The 13,106-nt window shown below is 46.3% G+C and carries 12 protein-coding genes and 1 pseudogene; 11 read left to right on the top strand and 2 right to left on the bottom strand.

Features of this window, described 5'->3' with window-relative positions:
- The 9 genes and pseudogenes from WC259_RS02050 to WC259_RS02010 all read left to right on the top strand — a co-directional run.
- A pseudogene (locus WC259_RS02050) lies at window positions 1-776 on the top strand (NADH-quinone oxidoreductase subunit L); the annotation flags it as partial.
- On the top strand, window positions 773-1,621 hold the full coding sequence (locus WC259_RS02045; protein WP_012984310.1) for a respiratory chain complex I subunit 1 family protein: 849 nt from the start codon (window positions 773-775) through the stop codon (window positions 1,619-1,621). The pseudogene WC259_RS02050 and the gene WC259_RS02045, both read left to right, overlap by 4 nt.
- Entirely contained in the window at window positions 1,622-2,089 is a 468-nt protein-coding gene (locus tag WC259_RS02040) for an NADH-quinone oxidoreductase subunit B family protein (protein ID WP_011309338.1), read from the top strand.
- Window positions 2,082-2,567 carry an NAD(P)H-dependent oxidoreductase subunit E gene (locus WC259_RS02035; protein ID WP_011309339.1) on the top strand — a complete coding sequence of 162 codons (486 nt, stop codon included), beginning with the start codon at window positions 2,082-2,084 and terminating at the stop codon, window positions 2,565-2,567. Before WC259_RS02040 ends, WC259_RS02035 begins: the two co-directional genes overlap by 8 nt.
- Before the next feature lie 13 nt (window positions 2,568-2,580).
- Window positions 2,581-4,503 (top strand): NADH-ubiquinone oxidoreductase-F iron-sulfur binding region domain-containing protein, encoded by a 1,923-nt coding sequence (locus tag WC259_RS02030; RefSeq protein ID WP_012984311.1) that lies wholly within the window; start codon window positions 2,581-2,583, stop codon window positions 4,501-4,503.
- The gene (locus tag WC259_RS02025; protein ID WP_011309341.1) at window positions 4,503-5,096 is read left to right on the top strand and encodes a 2Fe-2S iron-sulfur cluster-binding protein; all 594 of its coding nucleotides are present in this window, start codon (window positions 4,503-4,505) and stop codon (window positions 5,094-5,096) included. Before WC259_RS02030 ends, WC259_RS02025 begins: the two co-directional genes overlap by 1 nt.
- A 2-nt stretch (window positions 5,097-5,098) precedes the next feature.
- The gene (locus WC259_RS02020; RefSeq protein WP_372642973.1) at window positions 5,099-6,484 is read left to right on the top strand and encodes an FAD-dependent oxidoreductase; all 1,386 of its coding nucleotides are present in this window, start codon (window positions 5,099-5,101) and stop codon (window positions 6,482-6,484) included.
- On the top strand, window positions 6,485-7,564 hold the full coding sequence (locus tag WC259_RS02015; RefSeq protein ID WP_011309343.1) for a nickel-dependent hydrogenase large subunit: 1,080 nt from the start codon (window positions 6,485-6,487) through the stop codon (window positions 7,562-7,564).
- Between the two features lie 9 nt (window positions 7,565-7,573).
- On the top strand, window positions 7,574-7,918 hold the full coding sequence (locus WC259_RS02010) for a 4Fe-4S binding protein (protein ID WP_011309344.1): 345 nt from the start codon (window positions 7,574-7,576) through the stop codon (window positions 7,916-7,918).
- 81 nt (window positions 7,919-7,999) lie between these two features.
- Here WC259_RS02010 and epmA read toward each other — a convergent pair whose 3' ends face one another.
- Window positions 8,000-8,929: an EF-P lysine aminoacylase EpmA gene (gene epmA, locus WC259_RS02005; protein ID WP_372642969.1), complete on the bottom strand. Its 930-nt coding sequence runs from the start codon at window positions 8,927-8,929 to the stop codon at window positions 8,000-8,002.
- Between the two features lie 5 nt (window positions 8,930-8,934).
- Entirely contained in the window at window positions 8,935-9,501 is a 567-nt protein-coding gene (gene efp, locus WC259_RS02000) for an elongation factor P (protein ID WP_011309346.1), read from the bottom strand.
- 190 nt (window positions 9,502-9,691) lie between these two features.
- On the opposite strand from efp, the gene WC259_RS01995 reads away from it, so the two are divergent.
- Both WC259_RS01995 and WC259_RS01990 read left to right on the top strand, forming a co-directional pair.
- Window positions 9,692-10,177, top strand: coding sequence for a MarR family winged helix-turn-helix transcriptional regulator (locus tag WC259_RS01995; protein WP_011929097.1), 486 nt, complete (start codon window positions 9,692-9,694; stop codon window positions 10,175-10,177).
- 4 nt (window positions 10,178-10,181) lie between these two features.
- Window positions 10,182-13,106, top strand: a complete 2,925-nt coding sequence (locus tag WC259_RS01990) for an MMPL family transporter (RefSeq protein WP_372642965.1) — start codon at window positions 10,182-10,184, stop codon at window positions 13,104-13,106.

Here is a 13,106-nt window from a genome sequence, read left to right as displayed (position 1 = left end):
CCAAAGCCCTCCTCTTTATGTGTGTGGGCGTCATAGACCACTCTATGGGCAGCCGTGATATTGAAGATATGGAGGGGCTGGTACGCCGCTATCCGCTGATAGCCGGTATAACTGTCGCTGGTATCCTTTCCATGATGCTGGTGCCTTTTGGCATGCTGCTGGGCAAATGGGCTGCCATAGAGGCTACTTCGGCTATGTCAGGGTTTATTTCACCGCTGGTTTTCATACTTTTGGTTATAGGTTCGGCGGCGACCACTGTTTTCTGGGTAAAATGGCTGGGGCGTTTCTTCAGTGTGACGCCGGGTATTGAGAAAATAAGGTTTGAACGTTTTTCATTTTTGTATCACAGCCCTTTGATTGTACTGCTGGCCTTGGCCGGAATATTCAGTTTAGCGGTTATCCCATTTTACGAAAATTTCATCTTGCCGGCTGTAACTGCTTTCTATCCGAATGTTGTAGATACCTCAACCGGTTTCTTCGGAAGTGCTGTAGGTTTATTTACCGCTTGGCCGTTATTTATCCTGCTGGCAGTCGCCCTCATACTGGTACCTGTTTTATTCAAACCCAAAGCCAAAAACCTTAGCCCTGCCTATATGTGCGGTGAAAATGTAAGCACCTCGGCTGACAGTTTTTATTCGGTAGCTGATGGTGAGACTAAAATCAAACTGGGCTCAATGTATCTGGATACCCAGTTTGCTAACCCTAATCTGGATACCGGGCTTAAGATAGTTGGGCTTTTGATACTTGTTAGTATGCTGGTAGTGGTGCTGATATGAACGAATGGTTGCTGGTTGCTTTAGCTCTGGTTTTGCCGCCTGTACTGGGGAGTTTGCTTCGCGGTTTTGACCGTATACTGACTGCCCGAATGCAGGGAAGGTTCGGGCCGCCCCTCCTCCAGCCTGTTTACGATACTATCAAACTTTTGGCCAAACGCCGCATGATTACCGGTCGTATGCAGGCCGTAAGTTCTATAGGTTACCTGCTTTTTATCATGGCGGCTACAGTTATGTTTTTCCTCGGTCAGGATCTTCTACTTATTGTACTGGTACTGGGCGTGGCAGATATGTTTCTGGTTGTGGGTGCCTTTGCCACCCGCTCCCCGTATAGCCAGATTGGTGCCAACCGCGAGCTTCTGCAGATACTTTCTTATGAGCCTATCCTGATTATAACGGCTATCGGGCTGTATATAGCTAACGGTAGTTTTATGATTTCTGAAATCAGCCAGCCTTTATTGCCTTCTTTATGGCCAATATTTATCGCCCTTGTTTTGGTGCTGATTATACTTATGCGAAAATCTCCTTTTGATATTTCATCTTCGGAGCATGCTCATCAGGAACTGGTCAGGGGTGTATTCACCGAATATTCGGGTATTCACTTGGGGCTTATAGAGATTGCCCATATGTACGAACTTATACTGGTACTGGGTGTTATTTCTCTCATGTGGCTTCCGGGTGTTGTGCCCGGTATTGCACTGGCACTTGCCTGCTGGTTTTTAGTACTGGTGATTGATAATATAACTGCCCGCCTTACCTGGTCTTCCATGCTGAAAATATCATGGATGTTAGGGCTGGGTCTGGCACTGGTTAACCTTATCGGACTTTCAGTGCTGGGAGGGGTCTAAGTGGATTTTGTTACGAAGTCCCAGATAAAATCACCTTGGCTGCTCCATTTTGATTGCGGCAGTTGCAACGGGTGTGATATTGAAATACTGGCCTGTCTTACACCTCTTTATGATGTTGAACGTTTCGGCATTGTAAACATGGGTAACCCCAAGCATTCGGATGTCCTTCTGGTAACCGGCCCTGCCAATAAACGTAATTACCGGGTTTTACGAAATCTGTACGAACAAATGCCTGAACCAAAGGTAGTCATAGTTATAGGTACCTGCGGTTGCAGCGGCGGCGTTTTTCATAACTGCCCCAATATACTGGGCGGAGTGGATAAAGTAATACCGGTGGATGTTTATGTTCCCGGCTGTGCCGCCAGACCTGAGGCCATTATAGACGGCGTGGTTATGGGGCTTGGCAAACTGGCTGATAAAAAAGCTAAGGCTAAAGCTCAAACCAAACGCGAGGAACAGAATGTGTAATTGTGAATCCAAATCCCCTGAGGTTATAGACCTGTCAAAACTGGATAATATTCTGGATGGTTACCGTGATAAAGCCGATATGCTTATTCAGGTGCTCCTCAAAATTCAAAAAGAGTATAACTGGCTTCCCAAAGAAGCCTTGTATAAAGTAAGCCAAACCCTGAATGTGCCCGTAAACAGAGTTTACCATGTAGCTACCTTCTATAAACTTTTTAGCGTAATACCCAAAGGCAAACATAACGTAAGTGTTTGCGTGGGTACTGCCTGTCACGTGTTTGGTGCGCCCAAGATACTGGATCGTTTGGAGAAATCACTGGGTATAAAAGCCGGTGAAACTACTTCTGACCTGAAATTTTCCCTTGAAACAGTAAACTGTCTGGGTTGTTGTGCTTTGGGACCGGTGGTGGTGGTTGATGGTCATTACCACGGCAAACTACCTACCGCCGATGCCGAAAAAATACTGGCAGACTACGATTAATTAGGAGCATATAATGCCAAGGCTAAATACTCCGGCTGAGCTGGAAATACTGCGTGAAAAACTGGCAAAAAAACAGTCTGCCAGCCGTCCCTGCATAACGGTATGTTGCGGTACGGGTTGCCGGGCTTTGGGTTCAGTTAAACTGGTAGATGCCTTCCGAAGTGAACTTGCCAAACAAGGGCTGGAGAATCAGGTTGATATCAAAGAAACCGGCTGTCACGGCTTTTGCGAAAAAGGTTCGGTAGTCGTTATATATCCCCAAAATATCTGCTATTTCCATGTCAAACCTGAAGATGCAGCTGACGTTATCGAAAAAACTATTAAAACCGGTGAATTAGTGGAACGCTTACTGTATGCAGATCCTGCCACCGGAGAGAAACTGGTCTACCACCATGACATCCCCTTTTATAAATATCAGAAGCGTATTGTACTGGGTGATAACGAACATATAAACCCCCAAAATATAGAGGATTATATCCAGCGTGGTGGTTATTCCGCTCTGGTTAAAACCCTTTTCCATATGACTCCTGAATCTGTGCTGGAAGAGGTAGACAAAGCCAATTTGCGGGGACGCGGCGGCGGAGGTTTCCCGGCCGGTAAAAAATGGCGCACTACCCGTGATGCCGCAGACCCGGTCAAGTATGTACTGGTTAACTGTGACGAAGGTGATCCGGGTGCTTTCATGGACCGTTCCATAATGGAGGGCAATCCTCATTGTGTACTGGAAGGTCTGGCTATCGGGGCTTTTGCCATTGGTGCTAAAGAAGGTTATATATATGTTAGGGCTGAATACCCTTTGGCGGTAGAAAATCTGTATGCTGCTTTAAGGCAGGCTGAAGAATATGGCTTGCTGGGCAAAAATATACTCGGCTCAGGTTTTGATTTTGTAGTCAAAGTCCATGAGGGCGCCGGTGCTTTTGTATCCGGTGAATCATCCGCTTTAATGACTGCTATCGAAGGCCGGGTTGGTGAACCTCGCCCCAAATATATCCGCACCGCTATCAAAGGCCTCTGGGATAAACCTTCAAACCTGAATAACGTGGAAACTTGGGCTAACGTACCCCACATAATAAATAAAGGGGCAGACTGGTTCAGGTCTATCGGCACAGAGGGCAGCAAAGGCACCAAGATATTCGCACTGGTTGGCAAGGTCAATAATACCGGACTGGTGGAAGTGCCTATGGGGACTACTCTTCGGGACATTATATTTAAAATAGGCGGCGGTTTGCGTGACGGTAAAAAAATAAAAGCTGTCCAGACAGGCGGGCCTTCAGGCGGATGTATACCGGAAAATCTGCTGGATTCGCCTGTTGATTATGATGCACTAAGCAAGCTGGGTTCTATGGTAGGCTCAGGCGGGCTGATAATAATGGACGAAGAAACCTGCATGGTAGACATCGCCCGTTATTTTATAAACTTTTTATCAGACGAATCTTGCGGCAAGTGCTTACCCTGCCGTGAGGGTCTGCGCCAGCTGGTAGATATACTTACCCGTATTACCGAAGGCAAAGGCACTATGGTTGACATGGATACACTGGAAGACCTGAGCGGCGTAATGAGTGAAGCCTGTTTGTGTGCCCTGGGACAACAAGCCCCCAACCCCTTGCTCACTACTCTTAAATATTTCCGCCACGAATATATTGACCATATTAAAAATAAGCATTGCGAAGCCGGTGTTTGTAAAGCCTTGCTTACTTTTTATATTGACCCTGACAAATGCAAAGCCTGTATGATTTGTGCCAGAAACTGCCCCACTGACGCCATCAAGGGCGGCAAGGGGCTTATTCATACGATTGAGCAGGGAAAATGCATCAAATGCGGTGCTTGTGTAGATACCTGCCCTGCCAAATTTGATGCCGTTATTAAAATATCCGGCAAACCTATTCCAAAAAATGTACCGGCTGAACCTATTCCTTTAAACCGGAAGGCAGAATAATGGAAGAAATTAAGCTCACTATAGATGGCAGGGAAGTTATTGCCAAGAGCGGACAGACTGTTTTTCAGGCGGCCACCGCAGCCGGTATCCATATACCTTCGCTCTGTTTTCATGAGCAACTGGAGCCTTACGGCGGATGCCGTATATGCAGTGTGGAAGTCGTAGCCGGGTCACGTTCAAAGGTGGTGGCTTCCTGCGTTTATCCAGTGGCAAATGGTTTGGTAGTAAATACTAGTACCGATAAAATCCGCCATATCCGCAAGGTGCTTATAGAACTTTTGCTTACTAAAGCCCCTGCTTCAAAACCCATACGGGACTTGGCTGAAGAATATGGGGCGGATACTGCCCGTTTCAGCCATGATGCTTCGTTCTGTATACTTTGCGGCTTGTGCGTCCGATACTGTGCCGAGGTTAAAAAAGCCAACGCCCTGTGCTTTATCAGCCGGGGTACTCAACGTGAAGTGACCTTTGTACCTGAAACAGCCAACCGGGAATGTGAAAAGTGCCAGCAATGTTTTGATATTTGCCCCACCAACTTTATCAGGGCTAATTTTGAAATGGCAAAAGCTCTCACTTTCGAAACTAAGGAATAGTTATGTTAGAAAATGCGGAATATATAAAGGCAGGAGAACTGCTTGACCATACCCAGAAACTCTATGACGAAGGGGCAATATTTTGCACTGCCTCCTGCGTAGATCTGGGGAATGAATTTGAGGTTATTTACCACTATAATCTGGAAAAGGGTCTGCGGATGAAACACCTCAGGCTCAAGATAGACAAAAATGAAACTGTTCCCAGTATTTCAAACATCTACTTGTGTGCTTCACTTATTGAAAATGAAATGCAGGAGCTTTACCAGCTGAAACTCAGTAAAATTGCCATAGATTTCAGCGGCGGTTTTCTGGTAACCAAAGAAACCCCCACGAGCTATATGATAAAAGCCCCTGATTACAAACTGATTCCGGTAGAACGCCTGACTGCCCCCTGCCAGAAAACCTGTCCGGCAGGCATAGATGTATCCCGTTATGTCCGCCTGTGTGGTGAGGGTAACTATGACGCGGCTCTGGCTGTTATCAAGCAAGCCATGCCTTTCCCCGGAATACTGGGGCGGGTTTGTCTGGCTCCCTGCGAATCTGCCTGCCGTCAGGGCAAGTGCGGAGAATCTATAAGTATCAAACAGCTTAAACGCGCCGCCTACGAATACGCCCATTATACGGATAGTATCACCGCCAAACCCACCGGCAAAAAAGTAGCCATTGTGGGTTCCGGCCCGTCAGGTCTGGCTACTGCCTATTTTCTGGCTAAAAAAGGGCATAGGGTAACCGTATTTGAAGCTTTGCCAAAGGCTGGCGGATATATGCGGGTAGGCATACCTGAGTATACACTTCCCCGCCAAATACTTGATGCCGAGATTGAAAATGTCTCCAAACTTGGAGTTGAATTCAAGCTGGGTACAACTGTAAATTCACTTGGCAGCCTGAAAGAAATGGGATTTGATGCCACACTGTTGGCACTGGGTGCCAATCAGGGCGTACGCCGATCCAATATCATTGCCGCCTTCAGCGGCGGTACAGACGTATTCAAAAGATTCGGTCTGGCGGTTGAGAACATAAACGGCAATAATGTGCTGAAAGTTGATGATGATACTTTGACCACTTCTCAGCAGGGTGTCTTTGCCTGCGGAGATGCCGTAAATGGGCCTACATCTGTAATTCACGCCGTAGCTTCAGGCAAAAAAGCGGCTGCAAGCATAGACAAGTATCTGGGCAGTGACGGCAAATGGGTGTTTGAAAATATTGTTGCCCACGAACCTGTATCACGTGATACTTTCCTTGAACGTATTTTGCCCAAGAGCAAACCTTTAAGTGTTAAATACGATATTAAGCAAGCCAAAGAGCGAAATGAAGAAACCGCCGGCTATAACCGTGAAGTTGCCTCCACTGAAGGCAAACGCTGTTGGCGCTGTGATTTGGAGGAATAAATGGCACGAACAGTAATACCCTTCGGGCCACAGCATCCGGTATTTCCTGAACCGGTACAACTTAAACTTGAATGCGAAGATGAAACCGTAGTCGGGGTCACACCAGTTATTGGTTATGTACACCGCGGGGTAGAAAAAGCCTGTGAGCTAAATACTCTTAGGCAGAATATATTTCTGGTAGAACGTATTTGCGGTATCTGTTCCATACAGCACGCACTTTGTTACTGTCAGGGTATAGAAGAACTGGCAAATATTGAAATTCCCCAGCGGGCGCAGTATCTGCGTACTGCCTGGGCAGAGCTTTCCCGCCTGCACAGCCATAGCCTCTGGCTTGGTCTGCTGGCAGATGCACTTGGTTTTGAAAGCCTGTTTATGCAAATTTGGCGTGCCCGTGAGATTATTCTGGATATACTGGAAATAACCGCCGGACACCGGGTTATCACCTCTGCCTGTGTGGTTGGCGGGGTACGCCGTGACATAGATGCCGAAATGCTCAAAAAGACAGAAGCTATGCTGGGTGATTTCAGAAAGATGATGGATAAGACCATTCTGCCCACACTGCTAAATGACCCCACCTTGAAGAAAAGAACGGTCGGCAAGGGTATTTTGTCTTATGACCAGGCTGTTACACTGGGAGCTTGCGGTCCTACCATGCGTGGCAGCGGTGTTCCTTCTGACGTCCGTTCCACCGGTTATGCCGCCTTTAAAGAGCTTGGTTTTGAGCCGGTAGTGGAAACAGCCGGTGACAGTTATGCCCGTACTCTGGTGCGCACCCGCGAACTATACCAGTCCATAGACCTTACTCTGGCAGCACTCCACCAGATGCCTGCCGGCGAAATAATGGTTAAGGCAGATGCCTATCCCGAGGGAGAAATATTTACCCGGGTGGAACAGCCGCGCGGTGAGCTTACTTATTATATCAAGGCCAATGGCACAAACCATCTGGACAGGTGCAAAATACGCACCCCCACTTTTGCCAATATACCCACCCTGCTGGTTATGCTGCCGGGGTGCGAACTGGCAGACGTGCCTGTTATTACCTTATCTATAGATCCTTGTATATCCTGTACGGAGCGTTAGGAGAAGGCCATGCCTTGGATGATCGGAACAGTATTAAAAAATTTGTTTTCAGCTCCCGCCACCCGCCGTTATCCTTATGAAAAACGGGAGTCTTTTGAAGGTTCACGCGGAAGTATTGTTTGGGATGCTAAACGCTGTGATATGTGCAGTGATTGTGCCAGAGTTTGCCCTGCCCGTGCCATCACTGTTGATTCGGAAAAACACCAGATAGAATATGACCCGCTTAAGTGCATCTACTGCGGCACTTGCACCGAAACCTGCCTTCAGCATGCTATTATCCAGCACCCTCTTTATGCTGCCCCACAGGGTGCACATGCCAGCCAGATAACCGAAGTACACCACTACCGCTACTAAGTATAATTTTAAGCCTAAAGAAAAGCCCCGGTCTTGGCCGGGGTATATTTATTAGTAAAAATATAATATTATGTAAATATGTCAGGCAGTATCTGCCGTAAAGGGCATTACGTCCTGTATCTGGTCTGTATTGCAGAAAAACATCACCAAACGGTCTATCCCAAGCGCATTTCCAGTGCAAACCGGCAGATATTTCACTGCCTCCAAAAATTTTTCAGGCATAACCACCCGCCTGTTTTGCTCAGCCTCTATCAGCTTTTTTTCTTCGGCAAAACGGGCTGATTGTTCAAGCGGATTGGTCAGCTCAGAATATGCATTTGCCATTTCCAAACCCGATATGAAAAACTCTGCCCGTTCAGCAACTTCAGGATTGGTTTTCTTGAGTCTGGCCAAAGACGCCATTTTAGCAGGATAATCCAGTAGCACAGTAGGACGATGGGACTGAAAAGATGGTATAACCTTCAGCACCAGATCTTCATCAAAACGCTTCTCATCATCGGTATTCACCGGATCCCAGCCTACTGTATTCAGAAAAGCATCACGCACGGTTAGGCGTTCCCAGGGGGGTGTCAGGTCAATATCCTGTCCCAAATAGCGGATTTGGGGCTTGCCAAACAGCTTCATTGAAATATGGTAGAACAGATTTTCGGTATCATTTATCATCTGGAGATAATCTGCCCCGACCCTGTACCACTCCAGCATACTAAATTCAGGATTATGGTGACGGCCTTTTTCGCCATCCCGAAAGCAGCGGCTTATCTGGTAGATATTGGTATAGCCGGATGCCAGCATGCGTTTCATATACAGTTCGGGCGAGGTAGACAGATAACCGTTTTGACACTCTACCGGTTTTATATAGCGTTCCGGGGCAACCGAGGGAACAAAAACAGGGGTCTCCACTTCCAGAAACCCCTGTTCATTAAAAAAACTGCGTATTAACCCCAAGATTTGCATACGGCTTTTTAAGTTGTCTTCCAGTCTTCCCAGCCGCTGCCTCTCATCAGAATACATTATAGTTACTTCTTGTTGCCCACTCTTTCAACGTAGGCACCGGTGCGGGTATCCACCCTTATTACATCCCCTGCTTTCATAAAGGTGGGCACACCTATTTCCATACCATTTGAAAGTTTAGCAGGTTTATTCTGGGCGGTTACGGTTTCTTTGCCGGTACTCATAGAGGTTTCCATTACTTCCAGCTCAATAAAATTGGGCAAAGTAATTTCAATGGGATTATCCCCCAGAAGTTGCACAGGGACAACCATGCCGTCTTTGAGAAAAACTCCTCTTGAACCCATACGGTCTTCGGCCATAAAGTGCTGTTCAAAAGTATCGGTATTCATAAATATATAATTGCCATTTTCATGGTAAAGATACTGCATATCATAGGTAGATACATCAGCTTCTTTCAGTTTGTCACCGGAATGAAAAGTGCGCTCCAGAATGCCGCCATCCATCAGGTTGCGGAATTTTATCCGGTATACGGCGCTTCCCTTGCCCGGTTTCATAAAATCCACATCATCCACGTTGTATGGTATATCATCCAACATGATTTTTTTATTCTTGCTGATTTCCTCTATATTCATACTGGCCTTTCGTAACGGAAAATACTCATCGGGTTCAATCCGAAAATAATAATGTATATACGTATAACAAGTCAAATTAACTTCCAATATATATTGACACTGCTTTTGGGCAAAACTATAATTAGTGTAATATAAAATATATGTGTGATAGTAATATTATCTATAAACATAATAGATAAAGAGGATATAAATGACACCAGAAAATAGCCCTGAAAATGCAAAATCAATCTTGGTTAAAGATATTCTGGTACTTATCCAGAAGCTTTATACTGAAGCACTGGTAATACCGCAAGGCTTGCTGGAAACAGAAATTACCATGCCTCAACTACGAGTGCTCTTGCTCTTGCACCTCAACGGGCCGCTTTCTATGGGGATTATATCCAAAAAACTTTGCATCGGGCTGGCTACTCTTACCGGTATTGTAGACCGTCTGGTCAAACAAGGCTTTGTAGAACGTGAAACCCCACCGGACAACCGCCGCGTTGTTATCTGTCATCTGACCGAAAAGGGGAACGCCCATTATGAAAGCCTGTGGCAATTTACTACCGGCAAGGTAGCCGAATTGCTGGACGGTGTAGATAATGAAGATTTATCGGTAATACGAAACGGTTTCTGCATACTTGAAAAGTCCGCTGCAAATAAATCAGCGGCTATTGAAAATACTGATAGGATATAAGCACATGTTCAAAGCTATTGCCGGCTGGGTTATCAAATTTAAATATTTGGTGGTCAGTTTCTGGGTGATACTGGCCGCTTTAATGGCATTTACCGCCCCTTCCCTGCAGGAAGTAAGCAAACTGGATCAGTCCGGCTTCATGCCTGCAGATTCAGATTCCGCTAAAGCAAGTGCGCTTTTAAAACAATATTTCCCGAATGAAAGCGCCTCTGTTTCAAGCCTGTATCTCATTATCTACAATCATTCCACCCTAAACCAGAATGATATGGATTATGCGCATTCTCTTAGCCTATGGCTGTCTTCGGAAAGTGCGCCTGCCGGTATTGGGGAGATAAATTCGGTCTTCAGTCACCCCCAGCTTTCCAGCCGCCTTATCAGTCCGGATAACACTACCATGCTAATAGATGTCGGCTTGCTTCAATCGGCCCAAGACCAGCAGTCAGAAAATATTATAACCAGCATCCACGCTCAGATTACAAACATGCCTGACGGACTTGAGGTATTTGTCTCAGGTGAAGCCGGCATGATGAAGGACCTGTATGCGGCACTGGCAGAGAGCATAGACCTGACTACCATAGTTACCATTATCCTGGTTTCGGTCTTGCTGCTTATCATCTATCGTTCACCGGTAGCTTCTCTGGTACCTTTGGTAACTATCGGTATTGCCTATCTGGTAAGCCGGGGAGTACTTGGATACATGGCTGAAGCCGGGGTAAATATCTGGTCACAGCTGGATGTATTTATAGTGGTGCTGATATTTGGGGTAGGTACGGATTATTGTCTGTTCATTATGTCACGTTTCCGGGAAGAACTGCATAAAAACCAAACCCGTTGGGAAGCACTGAAAACCGCTCTGGGGCGTATCGGTGCGGTTGTGTCTGCCAGTGCCATAGCCCTTATTGTAGGCCTTATGGGCATGTCTATAGCCCGTTACCAAATGATTCAAACCATGGGGCCTTCATTAAGTGTCTCAATTGCTATCACCCTGCTGAGTGCCATTACCATCACGCCTGCACTGGCATCTATATTCGGCGATAAAATATTCTGGCCAAGCAAAACTAATGCAACCCGGCCGGAAAAACTTGCGGTCTCACCTTCCAAAGATAAGTTCCGCTTCTGGAATTGGGTGGGTACTATTACTACCAAGCACCCCCTGCCGATAGCCCTGGTTATCATCGGGTTGCTCCTCATACCCTATACCCAGCTATCCCATCAGCGGCTTTCATTTGATACCATAAGTGAACTCCCTCAGGATGCCGAATCCGTCATAGGGTTTAACAAACTGACGGAACATTTCAATATAGGTGAGATGATGCCTGCCACACTGGTACTGGCAGATGAAAACGGTGGGAACCTGAGTAATATTGCAATTCTTGCAGAACTGGCAGATTTAACCGCCAGTCTGGAAAGTCTGAAAGGAGTAGATGCAGTTCAGTCTGTGCTTCAGCCGGACGGTACAGCTGCGTCAGGTGCGGCACTCCGGGCGGCAAACCAGGTACTGGGTTTGATACCGGTAGAATCTTCGGGAAATACCAACCCGGTAAATCTGGTTTCAGACCAAACTTTGGCAGGTTTTGAGTTTATCAGGACCTACCTGCAGGAACTTGGGCAGAGTTTCCCCTGGCTGACAGAAGAAACATCTTACCGGGATTCCATATCCTCTCTGGACAATATAATAGATACACTGCAGGATATCAGGTATGCCGCCCAGATAGATACCCAGTTAAATACCTTAACTGGCCAGCTTCGCCAAACTGCAGATGCCTTACGCCTTGGCTACCCTGCCCAAGCTGAAATAGCCTTCTTTGTAAAGGCCTATATGCTAGAAAGTGCCCAAACCTATAGCTTTATTGCTGACTTGTATGACTACCAGCAAGCTATGCTGAAAGTTGACAAGCTGGCTACGTTGATTGCTCAGGCAAATGCTGATGGAAGCATTGCTTCCGAACTGGATAGTCTGGCATATTCCACCGAACATCTGGCATTTGTAATTGGCAGCCAGGGGGTATTTTATCTGTTTCCGCAATCACTCCCGGCAGACAACTCACCTGCCAATCCAGTTGAAATACTGCTTGGTGAAACCCGGCTATTCAGCCAGAATATGCGCTCTTTGAGTAATACCTTCACCGCTAACGGCAATCCATATTTTATATCTCAAACCCTGATGCAAACCTCACTTGAACTTGATAGTCTGGTCAATATGTTTTATTCAGAAGACCAATCCGGTACCCGTTTATTTCTGATACTCTCTGACTCCCCTTATAGCAACGAGTCTATGGATACCATTTCTGAAGTAAAAGCACTGTTACAGACGGACACATTGGGCAGTCATATTTCCGGTTTAGACTGCGGTATTCAGGGTACCAGTGCAGACATGCAAGACATCAGAGATATAATGGAGCAGGATTTTACCCATATCCAGCTGATAATAATTGCCGGGGTGTTTTTAGTTTTGCTGGTGCTTTTGCGAAGCATAGTCGCCCCTATCTACCTGCTGCTTACAGTCATGCTAAGTTACGGAGCAACCATGGGTATTATCACTTGGCTCTTTCAAGACGTACTGGGACATTCCGGCATAAGCTTTATGCTGCCGATTATATTATTTACCCTCATTGTGGCGTTGGGTTCAGATTACAATATTTTTCTGGTATCCCGCATCCGCGAAGAATCCGAGACTAAACCCATTAAAGAGGCTGTAAAAAATGCCATCTCCTCAACCGGCGGAGTTATTGTGGCTTGCGGCCTTATCTTGGGAGGTACATTTGCGGCTATGCTAACGTCACCCATACTAACCATGTATCAGCTAGGGGCTGCAGTAGCTATTGGCATAATAATGGATACTGTTATTGTAAGAGGAATTTTAGTGCCATCACTGGCAACCATAGTTGGCCGTTGGAACTGGTGGCCATTTCATAATCTGAAAAAATAG

This window comes from Dehalococcoides sp. (genome assembly GCF_041654235.1).
Lineage (GTDB): Bacteria > Chloroflexota > Dehalococcoidia > Dehalococcoidales > Dehalococcoidaceae > Dehalococcoides > Dehalococcoides mccartyi_B.
The sequence above is the reverse complement of the archived record's forward strand: the minus strand, read 5'-3'. Positions and strand labels throughout refer to the sequence as shown.

What these genes read in the sequence shown, in the direction of transcription:
- WC259_RS02045 (WP_012984310.1), top strand. Translation starts at nt 773, where the DNA reads ATGAACGAATGGTTGCTGGTTGCTTTAGCTCTGGTTTTGCCGCCTGTA.
- WC259_RS02035 (WP_011309339.1), top strand. Translation starts at nt 2,082, where the DNA reads ATGTGTAATTGTGAATCCAAATCCCCTGAGGTTATAGACCTGTCAAAA.
- WC259_RS02030 (WP_012984311.1), top strand. Translation starts at nt 2,581, where the DNA reads ATGCCAAGGCTAAATACTCCGGCTGAGCTGGAAATACTGCGTGAAAAA.
- WC259_RS02025 (WP_011309341.1), top strand. Translation starts at nt 4,503, where the DNA reads ATGGAAGAAATTAAGCTCACTATAGATGGCAGGGAAGTTATTGCCAAG.
- WC259_RS02020 (WP_372642973.1), top strand. Translation starts at nt 5,099, where the DNA reads ATGTTAGAAAATGCGGAATATATAAAGGCAGGAGAACTGCTTGACCAT.
- WC259_RS02015 (WP_011309343.1), top strand. Translation starts at nt 6,485, where the DNA reads ATGGCACGAACAGTAATACCCTTCGGGCCACAGCATCCGGTATTTCCT.
- WC259_RS02010 (WP_011309344.1), top strand. Translation starts at nt 7,574, where the DNA reads ATGCCTTGGATGATCGGAACAGTATTAAAAAATTTGTTTTCAGCTCCC.
- epmA (WP_372642969.1), bottom strand. Translation starts at nt 8,929, where the DNA reads ATGTATTCTGATGAGAGGCAGCGGCTGGGAAGACTGGAAGACAACTTA.
- efp (WP_011309346.1), bottom strand. Translation starts at nt 9,501, where the DNA reads ATGAATATAGAGGAAATCAGCAAGAATAAAAAAATCATGTTGGATGAT.
- WC259_RS01995 (WP_011929097.1), top strand. Translation starts at nt 9,692, where the DNA reads ATGACACCAGAAAATAGCCCTGAAAATGCAAAATCAATCTTGGTTAAA.
- WC259_RS01990 (WP_372642965.1), top strand. Translation starts at nt 10,182, where the DNA reads ATGTTCAAAGCTATTGCCGGCTGGGTTATCAAATTTAAATATTTGGTG.